At 69.5% G+C, this 21,475-nt stretch carries 21 protein-coding genes; 4 read left to right on the plus strand and 17 right to left on the minus strand.

Annotated features, from left to right (window positions below; all coding sequences use genetic code 11):
• Positions 1–6: 6 nt before the first annotated feature.
• The 4 genes from A9976_RS17595 to A9976_RS17610 all read right to left on the minus strand — a co-directional run bounded on the left by A9976_RS17595 (position 7) and on the right by A9976_RS17610 (position 3,242).
• Positions 7–309 carry an urease subunit gamma gene (locus A9976_RS17595; protein WP_012203116.1) on the minus strand — a complete coding sequence of 101 codons (303 nt, stop codon included), beginning with the start codon at positions 307–309 and terminating at the stop codon, positions 7–9.
• A 17-nt stretch (positions 310–326) separates the two neighbouring features.
• On the minus strand, positions 327–1,244 hold the full coding sequence (locus A9976_RS17600) for an urease accessory protein UreD (protein ID WP_183020068.1): 918 nt from the start codon (positions 1,242–1,244) through the stop codon (positions 327–329).
• A gap of 200 nt (positions 1,245–1,444) precedes the next feature.
• A complete protein-coding gene (locus A9976_RS17605; RefSeq protein WP_183020069.1) occupies positions 1,445–2,683 on the minus strand; it encodes an MFS transporter in 1,239 nt (412 codons plus the stop codon).
• Positions 2,684–2,729: 46 nt separating this feature from the next.
• Positions 2,730–3,242, minus strand: coding sequence for a RidA family protein (locus A9976_RS17610; protein WP_183020070.1), 513 nt, complete (start codon positions 3,240–3,242; stop codon positions 2,730–2,732).
• A 129-nt stretch (positions 3,243–3,371) separates the two neighbouring features.
• On the opposite strand from A9976_RS17610, the gene soxR reads away from it, so the two are divergent.
• The gene (gene soxR / locus A9976_RS17615) at positions 3,372–3,842 is read left to right on the plus strand and encodes a redox-sensitive transcriptional activator SoxR (RefSeq protein WP_012203120.1); all 471 of its coding nucleotides are present in this window, start codon (positions 3,372–3,374) and stop codon (positions 3,840–3,842) included.
• Between the two features lie 29 nt (positions 3,843–3,871).
• On the opposite strand, the gene A9976_RS17620 is transcribed toward soxR, so the two are convergent.
• Positions 3,872–5,041 carry an MFS transporter gene (locus tag A9976_RS17620; RefSeq protein WP_183020216.1) on the minus strand — a complete coding sequence of 390 codons (1,170 nt, stop codon included), beginning with the start codon at positions 5,039–5,041 and terminating at the stop codon, positions 3,872–3,874.
• A gap of 325 nt (positions 5,042–5,366) precedes the next feature.
• Here A9976_RS17620 and A9976_RS17625 point away from each other — a divergent pair, with 325 nt between their 5' ends.
• Positions 5,367–5,834 (plus strand): hypothetical protein, encoded by a 468-nt coding sequence (locus A9976_RS17625; RefSeq protein WP_183020071.1) that lies wholly within the window; start codon positions 5,367–5,369, stop codon positions 5,832–5,834.
• A gap of 175 nt (positions 5,835–6,009) precedes the next feature.
• Here A9976_RS17625 and A9976_RS17630 read toward each other — a convergent pair whose 3' ends face one another.
• Together A9976_RS17630 and A9976_RS17635 are read right to left on the minus strand one after the other, a co-directional pair.
• Positions 6,010–6,960, minus strand: coding sequence for a diguanylate cyclase (locus A9976_RS17630; RefSeq protein WP_183020072.1), 951 nt, complete (start codon positions 6,958–6,960; stop codon positions 6,010–6,012).
• Between the two features lie 116 nt (positions 6,961–7,076).
• Positions 7,077–8,141, minus strand: a complete 1,065-nt coding sequence (locus A9976_RS17635; protein WP_183020073.1) for a serine/threonine protein kinase — start codon at positions 8,139–8,141, stop codon at positions 7,077–7,079.
• Between the two features lie 65 nt (positions 8,142–8,206).
• Here A9976_RS17635 and A9976_RS17640 point away from each other — a divergent pair, with 65 nt between their 5' ends.
• A complete protein-coding gene (locus A9976_RS17640) occupies positions 8,207–8,926 on the plus strand; it encodes a 2'-5' RNA ligase family protein (protein WP_183020074.1) in 720 nt (239 codons plus the stop codon).
• Here A9976_RS17640 and A9976_RS17645 read toward each other — a convergent pair whose 3' ends face one another.
• The 4 genes from A9976_RS17645 to A9976_RS17660 form a co-directional block, all read right to left on the minus strand.
• Positions 8,927–9,343: an organic hydroperoxide resistance protein gene (locus A9976_RS17645; RefSeq protein ID WP_183020075.1), complete on the minus strand. Its 417-nt coding sequence runs from the start codon at positions 9,341–9,343 to the stop codon at positions 8,927–8,929. It abuts the gene before it with no gap.
• 64 nt (positions 9,344–9,407) lie between these two features.
• A complete protein-coding gene (locus A9976_RS17650; protein ID WP_183020076.1) occupies positions 9,408–9,875 on the minus strand; it encodes a MarR family winged helix-turn-helix transcriptional regulator in 468 nt (155 codons plus the stop codon).
• Positions 9,876–9,968: 93 nt separating this feature from the next.
• A complete protein-coding gene (locus A9976_RS17655; RefSeq protein ID WP_012203128.1) occupies positions 9,969–10,784 on the minus strand; it encodes a crotonase/enoyl-CoA hydratase family protein in 816 nt (271 codons plus the stop codon).
• A gap of 102 nt (positions 10,785–10,886) precedes the next feature.
• The gene (locus A9976_RS17660) at positions 10,887–11,735 is read right to left on the minus strand and encodes a 3-hydroxybutyryl-CoA dehydrogenase (RefSeq protein ID WP_183020077.1); all 849 of its coding nucleotides are present in this window, start codon (positions 11,733–11,735) and stop codon (positions 10,887–10,889) included.
• 156 nt (positions 11,736–11,891) lie between these two features.
• Between A9976_RS17660 and A9976_RS17665 the strand changes: the two genes are divergently transcribed.
• On the plus strand, positions 11,892–13,484 hold the full coding sequence (locus tag A9976_RS17665) for a GMC family oxidoreductase (RefSeq protein ID WP_183020078.1): 1,593 nt from the start codon (positions 11,892–11,894) through the stop codon (positions 13,482–13,484).
• On the opposite strand, the gene A9976_RS17670 is transcribed toward A9976_RS17665, so the two are convergent.
• The 6 genes from A9976_RS17670 to A9976_RS17695 form a co-directional block, all read right to left on the minus strand.
• Positions 13,481–14,743 carry a GGDEF domain-containing protein gene (locus tag A9976_RS17670; RefSeq protein ID WP_183020079.1) on the minus strand — a complete coding sequence of 421 codons (1,263 nt, stop codon included), beginning with the start codon at positions 14,741–14,743 and terminating at the stop codon, positions 13,481–13,483. The genes A9976_RS17665 and A9976_RS17670 overlap by 4 nt on opposite strands.
• 60 nt (positions 14,744–14,803) lie before the next feature.
• A complete protein-coding gene (locus A9976_RS17675; RefSeq protein WP_183020080.1) occupies positions 14,804–16,300 on the minus strand; it encodes an AMP nucleosidase in 1,497 nt (498 codons plus the stop codon).
• A gap of 3 nt (positions 16,301–16,303) precedes the next feature.
• Positions 16,304–18,382, minus strand: coding sequence for a bifunctional diguanylate cyclase/phosphodiesterase (locus A9976_RS17680; RefSeq protein ID WP_183020081.1), 2,079 nt, complete (start codon positions 18,380–18,382; stop codon positions 16,304–16,306).
• Positions 18,383–18,554: 172 nt separating this feature from the next.
• Positions 18,555–19,058 (minus strand): heme-binding protein, encoded by a 504-nt coding sequence (locus A9976_RS17685; protein WP_013804315.1) that lies wholly within the window; start codon positions 19,056–19,058, stop codon positions 18,555–18,557.
• Between the two features lie 157 nt (positions 19,059–19,215).
• The gene (locus tag A9976_RS17690; RefSeq protein ID WP_013804314.1) at positions 19,216–19,857 is read right to left on the minus strand and encodes a response regulator transcription factor; all 642 of its coding nucleotides are present in this window, start codon (positions 19,855–19,857) and stop codon (positions 19,216–19,218) included.
• Positions 19,854–21,419, minus strand: a complete 1,566-nt coding sequence (locus A9976_RS17695; protein ID WP_183020082.1) for a sensor histidine kinase — start codon at positions 21,417–21,419, stop codon at positions 19,854–19,856. The genes A9976_RS17690 and A9976_RS17695 overlap by 4 nt, the downstream gene beginning before the upstream one ends.
• Positions 21,420–21,475 lie beyond the last annotated feature (56 nt).

Here is a 21,475-nt window from a genome sequence, read left to right on the forward strand (position 1 = left end):
ATCTCCTCAAACGATCGGGTGATGAACGGTGACCAGCTTGGTGCCGTCCGGGAAAGTGGCTTCGACCTGGATGTCCGGAATCATTTCGGGGATGCCCTCCATCACATCGGCGCGCGTCAGCACCGTGGTGCCCAGGTGCATGAGCTCGGCCACGGTCCTGCCGTCGCGCGCCCACTCCAGCACGGCGGCGCTGATCAGCGCCACGGCCTCGGGGTAGTTGAGCTTCAGGCCGCGCGCCTTGCGCCGCTCGGCCACCAGGGCTGCGGTGAACAGCAGCAGCTTGTCTTTTTCACGCGGGGTGAGTTCCATGGATGAGTCTCCGTTGATCAGGTGGCCCAGAGGCGGGGAGGGCGGGCAGGCATGTCCAGCAGTGCCGGGCGCAGCAGGCGCCAGCCTTGATGCAGCACGGCCCGTGCCGCCTCCATGCGCCGTGCCAGCACGCGCAGCAGCAGCACCGAGGGCGCGCCGCCCTGGCCGGCCAGCAGGCTGGTGCCGGCGCGCACCTCATCGCTCCAGGGCAGGCTGGCGGCAAGTTGCTCGCTCAATGTCTCCATGGCCGCCAGGGGTTCCGGGGCCACGGCCCAGAGGCTGGCCTGTATGGGGAAGCCGGCCCAGGCAACCGGGCTGGACAGCAGGGCATGGCCGCAGTGCAGTTCGCCTTGCTCCAGCCACAGCGGCCGTCCGCCGCATGCGAGCCGGTTGTGAAGCTGCAGGCGCGCGGCAGCGGTGTGGGCGGCGCCGGTGTGGTTCCAGTGCTCGCCGGCGCCATAGCGGCCCAGCACCACGGCATCCCAGCCGATGGCGCGCGCGCCCGGGGCAAGCTCCAGGTCCAGCGCCATGGTGGCGTCGGCACCGGCGAACAGCATGTTTTCCTGCGGCAGCCATTCCAGGAAGGCGCCTTCTTCCACGCGCAGCCGCACGCGCTGCGCGGCCGGGCGGCCCTGGGACTTGTACCAGCGCGTGGCGCCGGGCGTAGTCAGCAGGGCGTGGGCGCCGGCCTCCACGGCCACATCGATCTGCAACTGGTCGCCGCCGGCCACGCCGCCGGGCGGATGCAGCAGCACGGCATGGCAGATGCCGGGACCTTCGGGGTGCAGCGGTTTTTGCACGCGCAGCGGGCCGCTGTGGCGTGCGTGGGAAAGCACGCTGCCCTGGCCGGCGCGGTGCCCGAAGCGCAGCTCCAGCATGGCCTGCCAGCCCGAGGCGCAAGCGGGTGCGGCGGTGATCGGTAGCGCTGCGGACATGGGCGTGACGGGCGGTACGGGGCGTGGTGGTTGTAACGGCCTTCGTCATGCATTTAGCGTGCCAATCCGGTGCAGTGGCGGATGCGCACTATTGGTGCGCAATTGCATCGGATTGGTGCGTGCGCTGCCTTGCGCGGGGCGGAGAGCGGCACGTTTGCAGTGCATTCCTGCGCCGCCGTGCCGCTGGCTGGTGCGATTTCCTATGCCCGCGCCCTGGCCTGGCGTGCCAGGCTTCTGTCCCAGGCCACCACGGCCAGCGTCGCCAGGCTCAGGGCCAGGCCCGCAACGCTGGCACCCGTCCACCCCCAGTGCAGCCAGACCGTCGAGCCCACGGCCGAGCCCAGCGAGGCACCGATGAAGTACCCGGTCATGTAGACCGCATTGATGCGCGAGCGCGCCGAGGGCGCCAGCGCGTAGATCACGTTCTGGTTGCTGATGTGCAGGGCCTGCAGTGCGGCGTCGACGATGAGCAGCCCCGCCAGAAACCACCACAGGCTGGTGCCGCCCAGCCATAGCGCTGCCCAGCCCGCCAGCATCAGCAGGCCGCCAGCCAGCGTGGTGCGCTGCTCCAGCCCCCGGTCGGCCAGGCGCCCTGCCATGTTGGCCATGAGGGCGCCGGCCACGCCGACCAGGCCGATGAGGCCTATCTGGGCATCGCCGAACCCGTAGCCCGGCCCTGCCAGCAGCAGCGCCATGGTCGAGAACAGCACGCTCACCGTGGCAAAGCCCATGCCGCCGATCAGCGCCCGGCTGCGCAGGCGCGGCTGCTCGCGCGCCAGCGTGAGCAGGGAGCGCATCACGGCGCCATAGCCGATGCGCTGGGCCGGCCGTGCCAGGGGCAGCGCGCGCCGCAGCAGCAGGGCCACGCCCGCCGTGGCCACCGCGCCCACCCAGTAGACGGCATTCCAGCCGCCCAGCTGCGACAGCACGCCCGCCACGCTGCGCGCCGCCAGGATGCCGATCAGCAGCCCGCTCATGACCAGGCCCACGGCGCGCCCGCTGGCGCCGGGCGCCGCAAAGCTGGCCGCCATGGGCACCAGCACCTGGGCCGCGACCGAGAACAGCCCCGTCATCAGCGTGCCCGCCGCCAGCAGCGCAAAGCTGTGCGCCATGCCGCTGGCCAGCATGCCCAGCGCGGCCAGCAGCATCAGGCCCAGCACCAGGCGGCGGCGTTCCAGCATGTCGCCCAGCGGCACGAGCAGCAGCAGCCCCAGCGCATAGGACACCTGGGCCATGGTCACCGTCAGCGAGGCACGCGCCTCGCTGATGCCCAGGTCGATGGCGATGGAGTGCAGCAGCGGCTGGTTGAAGTAATTGGCGCCCGCGCACAGGCCGCAGGCCGTGGCCATGAGCAGCAAGGTGCTGTGCGGCAGCACGGGCGTGGCGGTGGCTTGCATGGACGGTGAGGACAGGGAGGAGGCCGGGGAGGATCTGTTCATCGGACGAATGCCTGTGGTATCTGCTGATCGCTGGCAAACGGACGGGTCAGACCCACAGCGGCGGCCGCGCCGGCTGGGCGGTGGCGGGCAGCGCGGCCACGGCATCGACCTCGATCAGCATGCCGGGCAGGGCCAGCCGGGGCACGGGGATCAGGGTGCAGGCCGGAAAGCGCGGCCGGGCATCGCCGGGGGCGCCATCCCCCCAATGCAGGCGTACGGCGGCCTGCCAGTCGTTGAAGCGGGCCTCCGAGTGGTCCACGATGAGCAGGGTCAGCTTGACCACCTGGCCCATGTCCGCGCCCGCCGCCTGCAGCGCCAGCTTGAGGTTGGACAGGGCCTGCTGCGCCTGCACCGCGAAGCTCTCGGGCAGGTCTCCCGCCTGGTTCTCGCCGCCCTGGCCCGAGACGAAGGCCCATTGCGCCGGCCCGTGCACGGTGACCACATGTGTGTAGCCGTTGGGCGTGGCGTCGTAGAGGCCGGCGGGCTGCAGATGGTGCAGTTGCGGGGCCGTGGAAGCTGCGGGCTGTGCCGAGGAGGTGGCAAGTGCGTCGTGTGGCATGTATGGCTTGGAGTCTGAGGTTGCGCCGGACCTGCCGGCGAGGCTTGCCAGTGTGGAACCTCAACCAAAGTTGAGGTCAAATGCAGGCCTGCTTGGACCTATTTTCCCTGCGTCTATTTTCCTGCTGCCATGAATCTGTCTTCTGCCGGTGTCACCGCGTCCGACCATGACGGGCCGGCCATCCTTTCCGTGGGCGAAGTCGCCCGGCGCAGCGGCATCACCGTCTCGGCCCTGCATTTCTACGAGCGCCAGGGACTGATCGAGAGCCTGCGCACGCCCGGCAACCAGCGCCGCTATGCGCGCGCCGTGCTGCGGCGCGTGGCGGTCATCAAGGTGGCCCAGCGCATGGGCGTGCCGCTGGCCGAGATTGCCGAGGCGCTGCAGGACCTGCCCAGCGGCCGCACGCCCACGCAGGCCGACTGGGCCGCGCTGTCCGCACGCTGGCGCCATGCGCTGGATGCGCGCATCCAGGGCCTGACCCAACTGCGCGACCAGATCGACGGCTGCATAGGCTGCGGCTGCCTGTCCCTCAAGGTCTGCCCGCTGCGCAATGACGGCGACTGCCTGGCCGAAGACGGGCCGGGGCCGCACTTTCGCTGAACAGGCCTGCGCGTGGGCGCGAACAGGCCCTAGTGCTTGGGCATGGGCAGCGTGGGCGTGCGCGTGCACATCCAGCACAGCCAGCCGGCCAGCGCACCCATGACGATGCAGTAGGCGACCAGGGCCTCGGTGATGCCGATATGGTCCGAGAGCCAGCCCAGGCCCAGGATGGGCACGATGGTGCCCAGGTAGCCGACCACCAGGTACGTGGACAGCAGGCCCGTGCGCGTGGCCGGCGTGGAGACCTTGTTGACGATGGACATGCCCGCCAGGTTGCACAGGCCGTGACCTGCCGCCGTGGTGATCACGCTGAGCGCGAACAGCAGGGCCGAGCCCGCGAAGCTGTTGACCAGCAGCAGAAGGTTGCAGGCCACCAGGCAGGCAAAGCCCAGAATGGCCGAGCCCTTGGTCGGGCGTGGGCGCGCCAGGTACTGGAAACCTGCCGACAGGAACAGGATCACGCCGATGGACAGGCCCGAGACAGCCGGCCCGTGCCAGGGCACCATGCGCTGCATGAAGCTGGGCGCCAGCGAGGCGAACAGGCTGAACATGCCGAAGGCGCAGAACGCGCACATGCCGCCCAGCGCGTAGTGGCGCGCAAAGCGGCGCTCCGGCAGCGTGATGGTGGGCATGAAATCGCGCCAGTGCAGCGCGCGTGCCTGGGTGGATGCCAGCTCGGCCGGCTCGGCGATGCGCACCTGGTACAGCGCATAGACGGCCAGCAGCCCCAGCCCCAGCGAGGGGATGTAGGCCGTGACCAGCGGCCAGGGCAGCCACTGCGCGATCAGCCCGCCCACCACGGGGCCCAGCCCGAAGCCGAAGGCGATGGTCAGGCTGGTGGTGGCAGCAGCGCGCTGCAGGTCGCCCCGGTTGTTGAGCCGGGTCATGCCCACCGAGGCCGAGGTGGTGATCAGCCCCGAAGCCACGCCGATCACCACGCGCCCCAGCGCAAAGCTGGGCACGTTCCAGGCCACGGTGGAGGCCAGCACGCCCAGCGTCATCAGGATCAGCCCGGCGCGCAGCACGGTGACAAAGCCGAAACGGTCGGTCAGCCGGCCCAGGAACAGCAGGCTGGCCAGCGCGCCGAACATATAGGCCACGAAGATCTGCGTGATGTGGCTGGGCTGCAGCCCCCAGGCCTGCTGGTACAGCGGGTACAGCGGGCTGGCCAGGGCGGTGCCCATGACGCCCACGCACATGGAAAAACACACCCACGCATAGGGTGGCCAACGGGTTTGCATAGAAGAAGGAGCGCGAAGAAAGCGAAAGCGAGGGGACAGCGGGGTGGAGGCGGCGCCGCGCGGGCCTGGCGCCGCCGTGGCGCCACGGCACTGCCCGGGAGCGCATGGAATCTGGAATGACCCGCAGGCCAATGGGTGAATTCTAAGAAACCCGCGTGTCCCGGGTGTTTCGCTGCCTCCGAGCCCCTGGCATGGACCCGGGCATACCGCCGGCATCGTGCGCCGGGCGGGCGGGTGTACCCTGTGGCCGTCCCTGTGTTTTCCCTTGTCCAGAGAGTCCGGCATGCCAGTTCCACCCTCCGCTTTCATGACCTCCCTGCCATCCCGCAAGGCAGCGTGGACCGCGCTTGGTGCCTGCGCGCTGCTGCTGGCCGGCTGCGGCTCGGTGGGCGGCGGCGTGGGCATCGGCATTCCGGTCGGCCCCGTGTCGGTGGGCGTGGGGCTGGGCAGCGGCGGGCTGAGTGCCGGGGTCGGCACGGGCGTGGGCCCGGTCGGCGTTGGCGTCGGCGTCAACCAGAGCGGCCAGGTGCTGGGCAGCGCAGGCGTGGGCGCCTCCACGGGCGTGGGCGGCGCGCGGGTCGGCGTGGGCGTGGGTTCATCCACCGTGCTGCACGATCCGCAGCGTTCCAACGTTCAACCGGCCCAGGAGCCAGCGCCTGCAGCCCCGCATCAGACCCCGGCCGGCCAGTTGCAATGGCGCGACGCCAGCGGTCAGGTCGTGCCGACCTGCCGCGTCGATGGACGTTGCTGAGCCGGCTCTATCGCGCTGTGTGAAACTGCCACGGCCCAACTCAGGGACGCCAAGCAAGAGCCGCCTCGCGGCGGGGGCGCCCAGCCGAGGGCGTCGTCCCCCTCCCTCGCGAAGCGAGTAGAGAGGCGCCGTGCAACGGGGGGAAGGCGCGTAGCGCCTCAGGGGGTGTTTCCGGTCACCCAGCCCAGACGATGCGGTCGCGACCAGCGTTTTTTGCAAGGTACAGGCGCCGATCGGCATCGGCCAGCAGTTGCTGGGCACTGTTGGTGGGCGAAGGCGCGATGCAGGCCACGCCCAGGCTCACGGTCAGCGCCTGGCCCAGGGGCGAGGCGGCATGGGGCAGGTCCAGCACCCTGAGCGCATCGACGATGCCCTGCGCCACCAGCACCGCGCCATCCAGCGCCGTATGGGGCAGCAGGCAGACGAATTCCTCGCCCCCATAGCGCGCCAGCAGATCGCCCGGCCGGTGCAGCGCGCCCTGGATGGCCTGGGACAGCTGGCTCAGGCATTCATCCCCGACCAGATGGCCGTAGTGGTCGTTGTAGGCCTTGAAATGGTCCACGTCGATCATCACCAGCGACAGCGGCTCGCCCAGGCGCTGCAGGCGCATGAACTCGCGCGCCAGCTGGGCTCCGAAGAAGCGCCGGTTGGCCGCGCCCGTCAGCCCGTCGCTGTGCGACAGCAGCTGCAGCATCTGGCGCTGCTGTGCAATCTCCAGATGCGTGCGCACGCGTGCCTTGAGCACGGCCGGGCGAAAGGGTTTGGTCACGAAATCCACGGCGCCCAGGTTCAGGCCCAGTTCCTCGCAATGGGGCTCGGTCAGCGCGGTGAGGAAGATGATGGGGATATGCGCGGTCTCCAGGTCGGCCTTGAGGCGGCGGCAGACCTCGAAGCCGTCCATCTCCGGCATGCGGATGTCCAGCAGGATGAGGTCGGGCTGGTGTTGGTGGGCCAGGGCCAGTGCCTCCTCGCCGGTGTAGGCCACAAGCGGGCCGCACAGATCCTTGATCACCTGGCAGATGACGGTGGCGTTGTCCGGAACGTCGTCCACCACCAGCACCTTTTGCGCGGCAGGCAAGGGCTGTAGCGGGTTGGGCAGCGATGGTGGGAAGGCGGAGTAGGGCATGGCCGATGGGATTTCGGGCCGAGAATACCCCGGAACCCGCAGCCCTGGATAGGGCGCCGCGGGCTTGGACAATTTGTAAAGATATCTGTCTTCGGGAGGCAGGCGGCCCGGTGGCCTCAGGCGTATAGAGGCTCTTCCTGCATGGCTTCGATCTGCTCGTTGAGCATGTCCACCTGTCCGCGCCAGTAGTCGGGCGTGCCGAACCAGGGGAAGTTGATGGCAAAGATCGGATCGTCCTGGCGCCGCGCCAGCCAGGCGCTGTAGTGAATGAGGCGCAGCGTGCGCAGCGGCTCGATCAGGGCCAGCTCGCGGCGGTCGAAGGGACGGAACTGCTCGTAGCCATCCAGCAGGGCGCCCAGCTGGCGTGTGCGCTGGCCCCGGTCGCCCGACAGCAGCATCCACAGGTCCTGCACGGCCGGGCCGGTGCGCGCATCGTCCAGGTCCACGAAATGCGGGCCGCCGCGGCCTTCGTCGTCCAGCGGCGTCCACAGCACGTTGCCGGGATGGCAGTCGCCATGCAGGCGCAGCGTGCGCGCGCTGTGCAGGCCGAAGTGGCCGGCCGCGCTCATGCCGTCGGCGGCGGGTGCCATCAGGTCCAGCGCGCGCTGGCAGGCGGCCTTCCAGGTGGATTCCACTTCCAGCGGAATCAGCTGCTGGCCCAGCAGCCACTGCATGGAATCCTGGCCAAAGCTGGCCAGGTCCAGCGCCGGCCGGTGCGCAAAGGGCCGGGCCGCGCCCACGGTGTGGATGCGCGCCAGGAAGCGGCCGGTCCATTCCAGCACCTCGAAGTCGTCCAGCTCGGGCGGACGGCCTCCGCGCCAGGGGCTGACCGAGAAATCAAAGCCCGCGTGGCTGTGCAGCGTGGCGCCTTCCAGCACCAGCGGGGGCACGGCGGGCACTTCGGCGGCCGTCAGCTCGGCGCTGAAGGCATGCTCCTCCAGGATTTGCTCGCGGCTCCAGCGGCCCGGGCGGTAGAACTTCAGCACAACGCGTTCGCCGTCCTCCAGCACGGCCTGGTAGACGCGGTTCTCGTAGGAGGCCAGGGCCGTGAGCCGGCCGTCGCCCCACAGGCCGACCGAGGCCAGGGCATCGAGCACCACGTCGGGCGTGAGGCGGGCATAGGCGTGCGAGCCGTCGTCGGGGACGGCATTCAGATCAGGATCGTGCGGTGTGACGTACATGGGGCGATTGTCGCCGGGGCTGGCTTAAGCTGTGCGGCTGCCTAGCCTTTGCCGATTCGCCCGCCGTGCCGCTGCTGCCCCATTTCCTGCAATCCCATGCCATTGCCAGCGCGGCCGGGCCATCCGACGACTGGAGTGATTGGCACCTCGGCCGTGGCCGCTATGCGGTCTGGGTGGTGGCGATGCAGGCGCTGGCCCCGCCCGTGCGCGACGCCGTGCAAGCCGCCTGTGCGCAGGCACGTCGTTTGCTGGGCACGGCGCTGGTTCCGCACTGCCAGCGGCAACTGCATGTGACCCTGGCCACGGCGGGCTTTCTGGATGGCGATGCGGCCCTGCCGGACGCCTACGGCGCGGCGGAACTATCGCGCGACTTGCACGCGCTGCAGGACCTGCCGGCCGCGCCGCTGCAACTGGAATTCGGCGGCTGGGGCAGTTTCGAGATGGCGCCCTATCTGCAGGTGCGCGACAGCAGCCAGGGCGGGCCCACGCTGGGCATGCTGCATGGTGCACTCAGGCCGGCAAGGCCCGGGCTGGCGCTGACCGAGGCGCTGCGCCCCTACGTGCCCCATGTGACGCTGGGCGCCTGGAACGCCGCCTGGCCACGCGCCCAGGTGCTGCAATGGATAAGCGGCCTGCCGGTGCTGGAGCACTGGCAGGCCGCCGTGGGCGAGATCGCGCTGGTCAGCTATGCGGCCGACGCCTTGCACGGCCCGTTGACCTGCCATGCACGCTACGACCTCCGGGGTCGCAGGCTGCAATGGCTGCAGAGGCCGGACTGGGCCTGATCAGGCCAGGGTGATCTGCACGTCGATGTTGCCGCGCGTGGCGTTGGAGTAGGGGCAGACCTGGTGGGCCGCGTCCACCAGGGCCTGGGCGGCGGCCTTGTCCATGCCGGGCAGGCTGACCTTCAGGCGGGCAGCGATGCCGTAGGCGTTGGGGATGGTGCCCAGGTCCACTTCGGCGTCGATGGACAGGTCCTGCGGCAGGCTGATCTTCTGCTTGCCGGCCACGGCCTTGATGGCGCCGATGAAGCAGGCCGAGTAGCCTGCGGCGAACAGCTGCTCGGGATTGGTGCCCGTGCCGCTGGTGCCTGGCGAGGAAAGGGTCACGTCCAGGCGTCCGTCATCGGTGCGCGAGGCGCCGTCGCGGCCGCCGGTGGTGTGGGCACGTGCGGTGTACAGGACTTTTTCGAGCTGGGCCATGGTGTCTTCCTTTTGCAAAGTTGTCCGGCTGTGCGGACGGGTGGAGGAAATCGGCAATCCGTTGTCAGTCGCTGCGGCGCGGCGCCAGCCGCTGGCGCAGTGCGCCGAGTTGCTGCGTCAGCGCCTGCAACTCGGGCAGCGTGCACTGCGTGCTTTGCAGCACGCAGGCGGGAATCTTTTCAGCCGCATCGCGCAGTGCCCGGCCTTGCGGGGTGAGCGTGATGCGCACGCGGCGCTCGTCCTGTGCATCGCGCACCCGCTCCAGCAGGTTCGCGCCTTCGAGCCGCTTGAGCAGCGGCGTCAGCGTGCCCGAATCCAGGGTCAGCTGCTCGCCGATCTCCGACACGGTCAGGCCGTCGCGCTCCCACAGCACCAGCATCACCAGGTACTGCGGATAGGTCAGGCCGATGCCCTCGAGCAGGGGCTTGTAGAGCTTGGTCATGGCCAGCGACGCCGAGTACAGCGCAAAGCAGACCTGGTTGTCCAGGCGCAGAAGCTCGGGGGTGTCGGTGGGCAGGGCGTTGCGTGGCATGGGTTGAATTATTGCTGTCAATTAAATTGTGCACAATTTAACTGGGGAAATCCCTCCAGATCGGAGGGGGAAGATCGGGAGGGCGAGAAAGGCCTATCGGCCCGTGAAGCGCGCGGGGCGTTTCTCGATGAAGGAGCGCACGCCTTCGGCGGCATCCTCGCTGCTGGCCAGGCGCTGCTGCACGGGAATGAAGTCGGCCACGGCGGCGGCCTGGCCCAGCTCGATGGCCTTGAGCACATTGAGTCGCGTGGCCACCACGGCCTGCGGCGCCTGGGCGGCAATCCGCTCGGCAATGCGCAGGGCCTCGGCCAGTTCCTGGCCCGCCGGCACCACCTTCTGCACGAAGTTCAGGCGATAGGCCTCGGCGCTGTCGAACTCATCGGCCGTGAGCAGGTGCAGCATGGCATTGCCCACGCCCGCACGCTCGGCCATGCGCAGCGTGGCGCCGCCCGTGGGCATGATGCAGCGCTGCACCTCCAGCTGGGAAAAGCGGCAGTCATCGGCCGCCACCACGATGTCGGCTCCCAGCATCAGTTCGATGCCCACCGTGAAGCAGATGCCCTTGACGGCCACCACCATGGGCTTGGCGCGGCGCCGGTAGCCGACCAGGCCGTAGTCGTGCGGCTCCACCAGGCCTTGCGGGATGGCCTTCCTGCCCGAGCGCAGGTACTCCGCCATCACCGGCAGGTCCAGCCCCGCCGTGAAATGGCTGCCAAACGCATGCAGCACGCCCACGCGCAACTCTGGATCGTCGTCCAGGCGCGTATAGGCCTCGGCCAGCTGCTGGAACATGGGCGGCGTCCAGCCGTTGCGCTTGGCGGGGCGGTTGATGCCGATCAGCAGCACATGGCCGCGCACTTCGCAGCTGATGCAGCCTTCGGGCGGCGGGGTGGGGGTGTTGATGTCCATGGTTGTCTCCTGCGCATGGACCTTAGAGCAGGCCGCTGGAGGGCGCAGTCGCGCAGAAGACGGCCGGCCCGTGCGGGCCGGCAGGCAGGCAAAGGCCGTGTATCAGTAGCTGTACACGCCGCGGCCCGTCTTGCGGCCCAGGCGGCCGGCGGCCACCATTTCCTTGAGCAGGGGGCAGGCGCGGTACTTGCTGTCGCCGAATTCCTTGAGGTAGACCTCCATCACGGCCAGGCACACGTCCAGGCCGATCATGTCGGCCAGGGCCAGCGGGCCGATGGGCTGGTTGCAGCCCAGCTTCATGCCGGCGTCGATGTCCTCGGCCGATGCCAGGCCTTCGGCCAGCACGAAGAAGGCCTCGTTGATCATGGGCACCAGGATGCGGTTGACCACGAAGCCGGGCGCGTTCTTCACGGTGATGGGGCTCTTGCCCAGGCGCTCGGACAGTTCCTTGACCGTGGCGTGCGTTGCGTCGCTGGTCTGCAGGCCGACGATGATCTCCACCAGCGCCATCATGGGCACGGGGTTGAAGAAGTGCATGCCGATGAACTTGTCGGCACGGCCCGTCACGGCAGCCAACTGGGTGATGGAGATGGACGAGGTGTTGGTGGCGACGATGACGTCGGCATCCAGCAGCGCGTCCAGCTGCTTGAGGATCTTGACCTTGAGCTCGTAGTTCTCGGTGGCGGCCTCGATGACCAGCTGCGCGCCCTGGAGCGCCGCGTAGTCGGTCGATGTCTTGATGCGGGCCAGGGCTGCAGCCTTGTCGGCTTCGGTCAGCTTTTCCTTCTTGATCAGGCGGTCCAGGCTGCCCGAGACGGTTGCCACGCCCTTCTGGACGGCGGCCTCCGAGATGTCCACCATGACCACGTCGATGCCCGATACCGCGCAGGCCTGCGCGATGCCGTTGCCCATGGTGCCTGCGCCGATGATGCCTACGGTTTGAATTGCCATGACTGTCAATCTCCTCAAACGAACAAAGTGAATGCGAACGTGAATGCGATCCAGCGATCGTAGCGGGATTCGGAGCATCCACCGGGTTTGCCCCGGCTTGCGGCGCCGCGCAGGCGACTGCAACAGTGGATGGCTACACCGCAGGGGAGGAGAGACATGCTGGACTACATCGTGATCGGAGGGGGATCGGCGGGCTCGGTGCTGGCGGGCCGGCTCAGCGAGGAGGCCGAGACGCAGGTGGCGCTGCTGGAGGCCGGGGCCCCCGATTCCAGCGTGCTCATCCACTGTCCGGCGGGCATGGCCGCCATGGCCAAGGGCGGTCGCCACAGCTGGGGCCTGTCCACCGTGCCCCAGCCGGGCCTGGGCGGGCGGCGCGGCCACCAACCGCGCGGCAAGGTGCTGGGCGGCTCCAGCGCGGTCAATGCCATGGTCTATGTGCGCGGCCAGCCGGCCGACTACGACCACTGGGCGGCCCAGGGCAACCCGGGCTGGAGCTGGAACGAGGTGCTGCCCTATTTCCTGCGTGCCGAACACAACGAGCGCGGCGCCGATGCCTGGCATGGCGCGGGCGGGCCGCTGAACGTGGCCGACCTGCGCGATCCCAACCCGCTGTCCCGGGCCTTCGTGCAGGCGGGCGTGCAGGCCGGCCATGCGCACAACGCGGATTTCAACGGCCAGGCGCAGGAGGGCGTGGGCCTGTACCAGGTCACCCAGCGCCACGGCGAGCGCCACCACGTCGCCAAGGCCTATCTGGCACCGCACCGTGCCAGGCCCAATCTGCGCGTGGAAACGGGTGCCCAGGTGCTGCGCATTCTGTTCGAGGGCCGGCGCGCCGTGGGCGTGGAGTACCTGCAGGGCGGTACGGTGCAGCAACTGCACTGCCGTCGCGAGGTGCTGCTCAGCGGTGGAGCGCTGCTGTCGCCCCAGTTGCTGATGCTGTCTGGCGTGGGGCCGGGCGAGCACCTGCGTTCGCTGGGCATCGATGTGGTCCACCATCTGCCCGGCGTGGGCGCGCATCTGCATGACCACCCGGATGTGGTGCTGGTGGTCGATGGCGCGCAGCTGACCGACAGCTTCGGCCTGTCACTGGGCGGTGCGCGCAGATTGCTGGCCGCCGTGGGCCAATGGCGCAGCCAGCGGCGCGGCATGCTGACCACCAACTTTGCCGAGGCGGGAGGCTTCATCCGCAGCAGCCCTGGCGAGGCTGCGCCCGATCTGCAGCTGCACTTCGTCGTCGCCAAGCTGGTGGACCACGGGCGCAAGACGGTCTGGGGCCATGGCTATTCGCTGCATGTCTGCGTGCTGCAGCCGGCCAGCCGCGGCAGCCTGCGCCTGGCCAGTGCCGACCCGCTGGCCCTGCCGCTGGTGGACCCGGCCTTTTTCTCCGACGCGCAGGACATGCGGCGCATGGTGAACGGCGTGCGCCGTGCCCACGAGATCCTGGCCCAGCCGGCACTGGCGGCCCTGGGCGGGCGCGAGATGCCGGTCTCTGCCGGCGCGCAGGACGAGGCCGGCATCGAGGCCTTCATCCGCAGTCATGCCGACACCATTTATCACCCTGTGGGCAGCTGCCGCATGGGGCCGGGGCCCATGGACGTGGTCGATGCGCAGCTGCGTGTCTACGGCATCAAGGGCCTGCGCGTGGTCGATGCCTCGGTCATGCCGCGCATCGTCAGCGGCAACACCAATGCGCCCACGGTGATGATTGCGGAGAAGGCGGTGGACATGATCCGCAACTGCGCCCACTAGAGCGTGTGCCCGTGCGCCATGGCCTGCTCAGGGGCGGAGGCCGACTGCTGCGTCCCCTGGGCCTCGGACGCGGCCGCCGGACTCAGCCGCACCTGCGTCCAGCAATCGCGCCCGCGGCGCTTGGCGGCGTAGAGGGCGGCGTCTGCGGGGGCCAGCATCAGTTCCAGGCACAGGCCGTTCCAGACCTGGGGTGCGTGGGCGCAGCCGGCGCTGAAGCGGACTTCGAAGCCCAGCACCTTGCGCGAGGCCTGCAGTAGCGCGGACTGCAGGCGGGTGCACAGGGTGTCCACGCCGTCCTCCGTGGTGTAGAGCAGCAGGCAGAACTCCTCACCGCCCCAGCGCGCGGCGATCTCGTCACTGCGCAGCTGCTGCTGCAGCAGGCGGGCGAACAGGCACAGCGTCTGGTCGCCCACGGCATGGCCGTATTCGTCGTTGACATGCTTGAAGTGGTCCAGGTCCAGCATCACCAGGGCCAGGGGCTGCCGGTGGCGCTGGGCATGGGCCAGCATGGCGGGTGCACGCTCCAGCAGGGCGCGGCGGTTGGGCAGCCCGGTGAGCATGTCCTGCAAGGCCAGGTCGCGCAGTTGCTGGCTGGTCTCGTCGCGCCAGGCCACGAGCACGGCCACCATCAGAAGCGTGCTGCTCAGCGTGGTCAGCAGGGCGAAGATCTGGTTGGCGCCGCTGTCCGCGGTGAAGCTGGGCAGGAAGGGCGTGGCCAGGGCCAGGTAGCTGCGCAGCAAGAGCATCAATCCCATGAAGGCGGCCACGCCGCACATCAGGTAGCGCCAGCTGCGCGCCACGGGCCGGCGCGGGCCCAGGCACAGGCCGGCCAGGGCTACCAGGCTCAGTCCGTGGGTGGCGCTGAACCAGCCGGTGCGCAGGGCCGTTTGCGGCAGCAGCAGGGCAAAGCCCAGCGGTCCCAGCACGCACAGTGCGATCAGCCCCCACTCCAGCCAGCGCGGGCGCGGCCCCAGCCATTCGCGCAGGGCGCGCACCATTTGCCATTGGGCGCAGGCCGCGCAGACGGCGGCGCCCAGCGACAGAAGATCGCGCCAGAGCAGGCCATGCGGCAGGCGGCTGGCGATCAGGATGCAGATCCAGGCCCCGGCCTGGATCAGGAAGAAATGCTGGGCATGGCGCGCGGCGCCGCTGACGCGCCGGCCCATGGCCAGGGGCAGGGCGGCCGACATGGCCATCATGTTCATGGCCACGACCGCGGTCATGGAGAAAAAGTCCAGGGGCGGCAGCGTGGAGGGCATGGACGTCCCTGGATGGCGGTGCGAGGCGAGAGGCGAAACGCAGGAGCGGGCAACGCTCGCTTACTGGAACGCCACCTCCGCAAAGCTGCGCAGCTTGCGGCTGTGCAGGCGCTGGGTGCCGCCCTCGCGCAGGATGTCGATGGCGCGCATGCCGATGCGCAGATGCTGGTCCACGCGCTCGCGGTAGAAGTGGTTGGCCATGCCGGGCAGCTTGATCTCGCCGTGCAGCGGCTTGTCGGACACGCACAGCAGCGTTCCATAGGGCACGCGGAAGCGGAAGCCGTTGGCCGCGATGGTGGCGCTTTCCATGTCCAGCGCCACGGCGCGGCTCTGGCTGAAGCGCAGCTGGGGCAGGTTGTTGGGCAGCAGTTCCCAGTTGCGGTTGTCGGTGCTGGCCACGGTGCCGGTGCGCATGATGCGCTTGAGGTCGGGTCCGTCCATCTGCGTGACGTCGGCCACGGCCTGCTGCAGGGCCAGCTGGATCTCGGCCAGCGCGGGAATGGGCACCCACAGCGGCAGCTCCTCGTCCAGCACATGGTCCTCGCGCACATAGGCATGGGCCAGCACGTAGTCGCCCAGCTGCTGGCTGTTGCGCAGGCCCGCGCAGTGGCCCAGCATCATCCAGGCATGCGGGCGCAGCACGGCGATGTGGTCGGTGATGGTCTTGGCGTTGGCCGGGCCCACGCCGATGTTGACCATGGTGATGCCGCTGTGGTCGGCGCGCACCAGGTGGTAGGCCGGCATCTGCGGCAGGCGCGGCGGCGGCGTGCCCAGCTCGTCATTGGGCTGGGCCGGCAGGCCGGTGCGGCGCGTGACCACGTTGCCGGGCTCGATGAAGGCCACGTACTCGCTGTCTTCCCTGGCCATTTCGGCGTGGCCCAGGCGGATGAATTCGTCGATGTAGAACTGGTAGTTGGTGAACAGCACGAAGTTCTGGAACCACTCGGGCTGGGTGCCCGTGTAGTGGCGCAGGCGGTGCAGCGAATAGTCCACGCGCGGGGCCGTGAACAGCGACAGCGGCAGGGCCTCGCCCGGCTGGGGGCGCCAGGTGCCGTTGGCGATGCCGTCGTCCATGGCCTCGAGGTCGGGCAGGTCGAACACATCGCGCATCAGCTGGCGCCGCTCGCGCGTCAGCGTTCCCTCGATGTGGTCGTTCTCGGCGAACGAGAAGTGGATGGGGATGGGCTTGTCGCTCAGGCCCACCTCCAGCGGCACGCCGTGGCTCTTGATCAGCAGGCGGAACTGCTCGGCGTAGTAGCGCGAGAACAGGTCGGGCCGCGTGAGCGTGGCCTCGTGCGTGCCCGGGCCCTCGACGAAGCCGTAGGCCAGTTGCGTGTCGGCGCGCGACACGGTGCTCGTGTGCATGCGAACGAAGGGGTAGTAGGCGTGGACGGGCGCGGCCGGGGTTTCGCCGGAGACGAAGCGCTGCATGTTCGAGCGAAGGTGCTCTATCTGCTCCCGGTAGATCTGCTGTACGTGCTCCAGGGCCCGCTGTGGGTCGGTGTGCAAGGTGGCTGCGGCCCTGGAGGCCTGCGAGGGGTTGTGAAGCAAAACCATGGGCTATTGTCGTTGGACTGGATGACTGTTGTGCAATTGCCAGGCGCGCGCCCTCTCGGCCGGCAGGGGCGGCGCCACAAGGTATCCCTGCATCATGCCGCAGCCCAGCTCCCGCAAAAGCGCCAATTGGGCCGGTGTTTCCACGCCTTCCGCCACGATGTCCAGGTGCAGGCTGTGGCCCATCTGCACGATGGCGGTGACGATGGCCGTGTCGTCCTCGCTATCGGGGACGTCGGCGATGAAGGAGCGGTCTATCTTGAGCTGGTTGATCGGGTGGCGGCGCAGGTAGGCCAGCGAGGAGTAGCCGGTGCCGAAGTCGTCGATGGCCAGGCCCACGCCCAGGGCCTGCAGCGCCTGCAAGGTGTCCTGCACCTGCCCGCTGGTGTGCATCAGCGTGGATTCGGTCAGTTCGATGTGCAGCCAGCGCGCCTCCAGCCCCGTTTCTTCCAGCACCTGTGCCACCTCGCGCGCCATGTCGCGCTGGCGGAATTCCAACGCCGAGAGGTTCACGGACAGCGGCACCGGCGCCAGGCCCTCGTCCTGCCACTGGCGCGCCTGGCGGCAGGCCTCGCGCAGCACCCAGTGGTCTATGGCCGAGATCAGGCCGCGCGCCTCGGCAAAGCCGATGAACTCGCCGGGCAGGACCAGGCCGCGCTGCGGGTGGCGCCAGCGCACCAGGGCCTCGAAGCCCGCCAGCCGGCCATCGGCCGTGAAGGTCTGGGGCTGGTAGTACAGCTCGAACTCGCCGCGCTCCAGCGCGCCGCGCAGCTGCTGCTCCTGCATCAGCATCTGGGCCTGGGTGGCCTGGCCGTCCTGGGCGGGTGCATAGAACTGCAGGTTGCGGCGGCCGCTGTCCTTGGCCATGTGCATGGCGCTTTCGGCGCGGTTGAGCAGTTCTTCGGCGGTTTTCCCGTCGCCGGGGGACATGGCGATGCCCATGCACGGCGAGATCACCAGCGGCGTGCCATCGATGGTGCAGGGCACCTCGATGATGCGCTGCAGGTGGCTGGCCTGGGTTTCGGCCTCCTGCGGATCGGGGTCGTCGGTGAGCACGACCACGAACTCGTCGCCGCCCACGCGCGCCACCAGGTCATGGGCGCGCACGCTGCCGCGCAGGCGCTGGGCGACCTCGCACAGCAGCAGGTCGCCGGCCTGGTGGCCCAGCGAGTCGTTGATGGTCTTGAAGTGGTCCAGGTCGATGATGAGCACGGCCAGGGCGCGCCGCTTGACCGAGGCCAGCGACAGCGCCTGGCGCAGCATCTGGATCAGGCGCACGCGGTTGGGCAGTTGGGTGAGCTGGTCGTGCTGGGCCAGGAAGTCCATGCGCTCCTGCGCCAGCTGGCGCAGCGTGATGTCGCGCACCAGCACGATGCGGTAGGGCCCGCCCTCGGCCGGCATGGTCTTGGCCTCGATCTCCACGGGGATGCGGTGGCCCTCCTTGTGCTGGATGGCGCCGTCGAAGCGGTCCTCGCGGCCGCTGCGCATGTATTGCAGCGCATAGAGGCGGAACTCGGGGCAGATGTAGTCGAGGATGGGGCGGCCGGTCAGCTCGTCCAGCGTGTAGCCGGCCAGGCGTGACAGGGCCTCGTTGCCGTCGATGATCAGGCCGTCGCGGTGCATGACGATGGCCTCGGTCGTGACCTCGGTGAACTTGCGCATGCGCTCTTCGCTGTCGCGCACCTTCTGCGCCACATGGTGGTGGTGGCTCACGTCGGTGATCTGCACCACGGCGCCCTGCAGCTGCCCGTGCTCGAAGTGCGGCATCAGCAGCGATTCGATATGGCGAGGCGGTCCATCCGGCCGGGGCACCTCGCGCTCGTAGCGCACATGTTCGCCGCGCAGGCCGCGCTCCACATGCTCTGCGATGAGCTGCCACGCGGCTTCGCCCACGATCTCGCGCACGGTCTTGCCGACGGCCTCGGCGGGCGTCAATCCGAAATTGCGTGCGTAGTTGATGTTGGCGAAGCGGCAGCGCAGCGTGTGCGCATCGAAATAGGCCAGCATGGCCGGAGCCGTATCTGCTATCAGCCGCAGCAGCGTATCGTTGGGCCCCGTGGTTTGCGCATCGACGTTCTCTGGCATTCGTCCCCCTCGCTGGGGATTTATAGCGGAATCGCCGAGATTTTGATAGCACTCTTGTACGAGGGTGAGCGGCCGCTGACGCGAGGGAGCGCGTGCGGCTGTCGAGCATCAGGGCCGGCCGTGGCGGCCTGTCTTTTTTTTGCAGCGCCGCATCACGGATGGCGCGGCTTCTTTACTTGAGCAGGTCCTGCACCTGGCCCAGTGCCGTCTGGGCGCACTTGTCATCCAGGTGGCCGCCGGGCGCGCCGCCGATGCCCACGGCGCCGATCACCTCGTTGCCCACCTTCACCGGCAGGCCGCCGCCCAGCAGCAGGTAGCCGGGAATGTTCACCAGGTTGGCGGCGCCGGGGTTCTTCTGCGCGCCTTCCATGATGGCCAGCGTGCTGTTCTTGGCCGATGCGGCCGTATAGGCTTTCAGCCGGCTGGCCTCCAGCGTGTGGGGGCCGGCATTGTCGGCGCGCTGCACGGCGCGCACGGTACCGGCGCGGTCCACCACGGTGGCGGTGACGGCATAGCCATCGGCGGCGCAGGCGGCCACGCTGCGTGCGGCGATCTGGTTGGCCAGCTCCAGCGACATGTTCTTTTCCGTGCGCACGGCCTCGGCCTGGGCGGCGGTGGTGATCAGGCCCAGGGTCAGGGCAGCGAGGGTGGCGAGCTTGGTGGCGTGGCGTTGCATGGTCTTCTCCTTGGGGGGCAGTACGGCCCGGGCCACAAGCCCGGACGGCATGCATGCACTGTAGAAAATGCCGCCGCCGCGCACCATTCGGACGGCTACGCGCGGCGCTGCGTAGAAATACGGAGAAGCCAGGCGCGCTGGGCGAGGCGGTGGCGCTTCAGGCGCCTGCCGCCGTGTCCGCCAGGCTGGCGTAGCGGCGTATGAGCTGGGCCAGGCTGGGCGCCTCCAGCTTGGCGAAGAGGTTGGCCCGGTGCGTTTCCACCGTGCGCGGCGACAGCTCCAGGCTGCGGCCTATCTCCTTGTTGGTCAGGCCCTGCACGATCAGCGCCAGCACCTCGCGCTCGCGTGCCGAGAGCTGGGCGAAGCGCTGCTGCGCATCGCGGTCGGCCTGCTGGCGTTCGCGCGACTGCACATGCTGGCGCACGGCGCCTTGCAGCGCGTCGATCAGCACTTCGTCGTCCACGGGCTTTTCCAGGAACTCGGCCGCGCCGGCCTTGAAGGCGCGCCGGCACATGTCCACCGTGCCATGGCCGGTGAGCATGATCACGGGCTGGTCCACGCCCTGCTCCACCAGACGGCCCAGCAGGGCCAGTCCGCCAATGCCGGGCATGCGCACGTCCATCACGATGGCGCCTATGCCCTGGCGGTCCAGCCCTTCGAGAAAGGCCAGCGGATCGGCCCAGCACTGCACGCGCAGGCCCACGGTGCCGATCAGCAGGGCCAGGCTGTCGCGCACGGCCTCGTCGTCATCGACCAGATGGATCAGCGGGGACAGGTCTTGGGCAGGCGCGGCAGTCATGGGTTCGGTGGTGGTGGTGTGGATGCGGTGGGGGCGGCGCGTGCCGTGGATGCATTGGCGCATGCACTGGCGCACGCCGCAGGCAGCAGCAACTCGAAGCGGGCTCCGCTGCCCGGTCCCGAGGCGGCCAGCTCCAGGCTGCCGCCCATGGATTCGGCCAGGCTCTGGCTCAGCGTCAGGCCCAGTCCCAGCCCCTGGGCGCGGCCCGTGGCAAACGGGGTGAACAGGCGCTGGCGCATCTCGGGCGCCACGCCGGGTCCGCTGTCCTGCACCGCCACCAGCAGGCGGGTGTCGCGTCGTTCCAGTTCCACCCGCAGATGGCGTGTTGCGGGCGGCTGCTCGTGCATGGCCTGCAGCGCGTTGACCAGCAGGTTGTGCAGTATCTGCTGCACGGCCACGGGGTCGGCCTGGGCGGCGGGAAGATCGGCGGCCTGCACTTTCATCTGCACCTTGACCTGGACCTGGCGGCGCCGCAGCTCGGGCTCCAGAAGATAAAGCGCTTCGGCAACGGCCTGGTTCAGATCCAGCGGCTCGGCCTGGGGCGCAAGGCCCGGTTGCTCCACCAGGCGGCGCAGCCGGCCTACCACGGCCGATGCGCGCTTGGCCTGCTCTGCCGCCTGCGTCATGGCCTGGCGGGCGGCGTCCATCTCGGGCGGGTCCTCGGCCAGCAGGCGGCGCGCGGCCTGGCTGTTGGAGAGCACCGCCGTCAGCGGCTGGTTCAGTTCATGTGCCATGCCGGCGGCCAGTTCGCCCAGCGTATTGAGCCGCGCCACCTGGCCCAGCTGCAGCAATTGCTCGGCGCGGCGGCGGGCCACGCGCTGGCGCAGCAGGGCGCGCAGCGCGGCCACGGCCAGCGCGCAGCCCAGGGCCCAGCCCAGCATGGCCGCCCAGGGCAGCACCGAGGCGTCCAGCGGCTGGCGCAGGTACAGCACCAGCGGCTGGCTGGGCGAGGCCAGGGTCTTGCTGACCTCCCAGGACCATGTGCTCCAGCCTTGCGCGCCGGTGCGGCCTGGCTGGATCAGGAACTCCTGGCCGCCCAGGGCCAGCCAGGCGCGCACCGGGCTGGTGGCCGGTGGCATGGGCCATTCGTCGGCGGGAATGGTGGCGCGCAGGTCCAGCAGCAATGCATAGCTGGCCGGCAGCCCGGCCTGCACCAGGTACAGGCGGTCCCGGGCCAGATCGGCCAGGGCCAGTTCGGCATGGCCGCTGGCCTGGGAGCGGCGCTCGGCCTCGGACATGCCGTGCGGCCAGGGCGCGCGCCAGGACTCGCCTGCGGCGGCCGAGCGGCGCGCCACATCCAGCACCTGCGGATACAGGCGCGGCAACTGCTTCCATGAGGCCTGGTCGGGCGCGGGCTGGCGCGGCTGCAGCAGCGCCAGCGTGCCCAGGATGGCATCGTGCTGCACCATGCGCTGGCTCAGCAGCCGGTGGGCGATGCGGGCATCGGTGTCGAAGACCTCGCGCAGCGACTGCAGGCGCCCATGCGCCAGCCAGGCCGCGCCGCAGCCTGCGGCCACGGCCCAGGCCAGCATCCACCATGCCGCATGTCGCCACCAGTTCATGGCGCGGATTCTGGCATGCGGCCCGCGCAGGCAGTGGTCTAATCCGCAGCACCCCC

The sequence above is a fragment of the Delftia sp. UME58 genome (assembly GCF_014170385.1).
In the GTDB taxonomy this organism is placed as follows: domain Bacteria; phylum Pseudomonadota; class Gammaproteobacteria; order Burkholderiales; family Burkholderiaceae_C; genus Comamonas; species Comamonas acidovorans.

What these genes read in the sequence shown, in the direction of transcription:
- A9976_RS17620 (WP_183020216.1), bottom strand. Translation starts at nt 5,041, where the DNA reads ATGTGCGTGGGCGTCATGGGCACCGCCCTGGCCAGCCCGCTGTACCCG.
- A9976_RS17635 (WP_183020073.1), bottom strand. Translation starts at nt 8,141, where the DNA reads ATGTACGTCACACCGCACGATCCTGATCTGAATGCCGTCCCCGACGAC.
- A9976_RS17610 (WP_183020070.1), bottom strand. Translation starts at nt 3,242, where the DNA reads ATGCCACACGACGCACTTGCCACCTCCTCGGCACAGCCCGCAGCTTCC.
- A9976_RS17685 (WP_013804315.1), bottom strand. Translation starts at nt 19,058, where the DNA reads ATGCAACGCCACGCCACCAAGCTCGCCACCCTCGCTGCCCTGACCCTG.
- A9976_RS17660 (WP_183020077.1), bottom strand. Translation starts at nt 11,735, where the DNA reads ATGGCAATTCAAACCGTAGGCATCATCGGCGCAGGCACCATGGGCAAC.
- A9976_RS17675 (WP_183020080.1), bottom strand. Translation starts at nt 16,300, where the DNA reads ATGGTTTTGCTTCACAACCCCTCGCAGGCCTCCAGGGCCGCAGCCACC.
- A9976_RS17625 (WP_183020071.1), top strand. Translation starts at nt 5,367, where the DNA reads ATGCCAGTTCCACCCTCCGCTTTCATGACCTCCCTGCCATCCCGCAAG.
- A9976_RS17680 (WP_183020081.1), bottom strand. Translation starts at nt 18,382, where the DNA reads ATGCCAGAGAACGTCGATGCGCAAACCACGGGGCCCAACGATACGCTG.
- A9976_RS17650 (WP_183020076.1), bottom strand. Translation starts at nt 9,875, where the DNA reads ATGCCACGCAACGCCCTGCCCACCGACACCCCCGAGCTTCTGCGCCTG.
- A9976_RS17600 (WP_183020068.1), bottom strand. Translation starts at nt 1,244, where the DNA reads ATGTCCGCAGCGCTACCGATCACCGCCGCACCCGCTTGCGCCTCGGGC.
- A9976_RS17665 (WP_183020078.1), top strand. Translation starts at nt 11,892, where the DNA reads ATGCTGGACTACATCGTGATCGGAGGGGGATCGGCGGGCTCGGTGCTG.
- A9976_RS17690 (WP_013804314.1), bottom strand. Translation starts at nt 19,857, where the DNA reads ATGACTGCCGCGCCTGCCCAAGACCTGTCCCCGCTGATCCATCTGGTC.
- soxR (WP_012203120.1), top strand. Translation starts at nt 3,372, where the DNA reads ATGAATCTGTCTTCTGCCGGTGTCACCGCGTCCGACCATGACGGGCCG.
- A9976_RS17695 (WP_183020082.1), bottom strand. Translation starts at nt 21,419, where the DNA reads ATGAACTGGTGGCGACATGCGGCATGGTGGATGCTGGCCTGGGCCGTG.
- A9976_RS17655 (WP_012203128.1), bottom strand. Translation starts at nt 10,784, where the DNA reads ATGGACATCAACACCCCCACCCCGCCGCCCGAAGGCTGCATCAGCTGC.
- A9976_RS17630 (WP_183020072.1), bottom strand. Translation starts at nt 6,960, where the DNA reads ATGCCCTACTCCGCCTTCCCACCATCGCTGCCCAACCCGCTACAGCCC.
- A9976_RS17670 (WP_183020079.1), bottom strand. Translation starts at nt 14,743, where the DNA reads ATGCCCTCCACGCTGCCGCCCCTGGACTTTTTCTCCATGACCGCGGTC.
- A9976_RS17645 (WP_183020075.1), bottom strand. Translation starts at nt 9,343, where the DNA reads ATGGCCCAGCTCGAAAAAGTCCTGTACACCGCACGTGCCCACACCACC.
- A9976_RS17595 (WP_012203116.1), bottom strand. Translation starts at nt 309, where the DNA reads ATGGAACTCACCCCGCGTGAAAAAGACAAGCTGCTGCTGTTCACCGCA.
- A9976_RS17605 (WP_183020069.1), bottom strand. Translation starts at nt 2,683, where the DNA reads ATGAACAGATCCTCCCCGGCCTCCTCCCTGTCCTCACCGTCCATGCAA.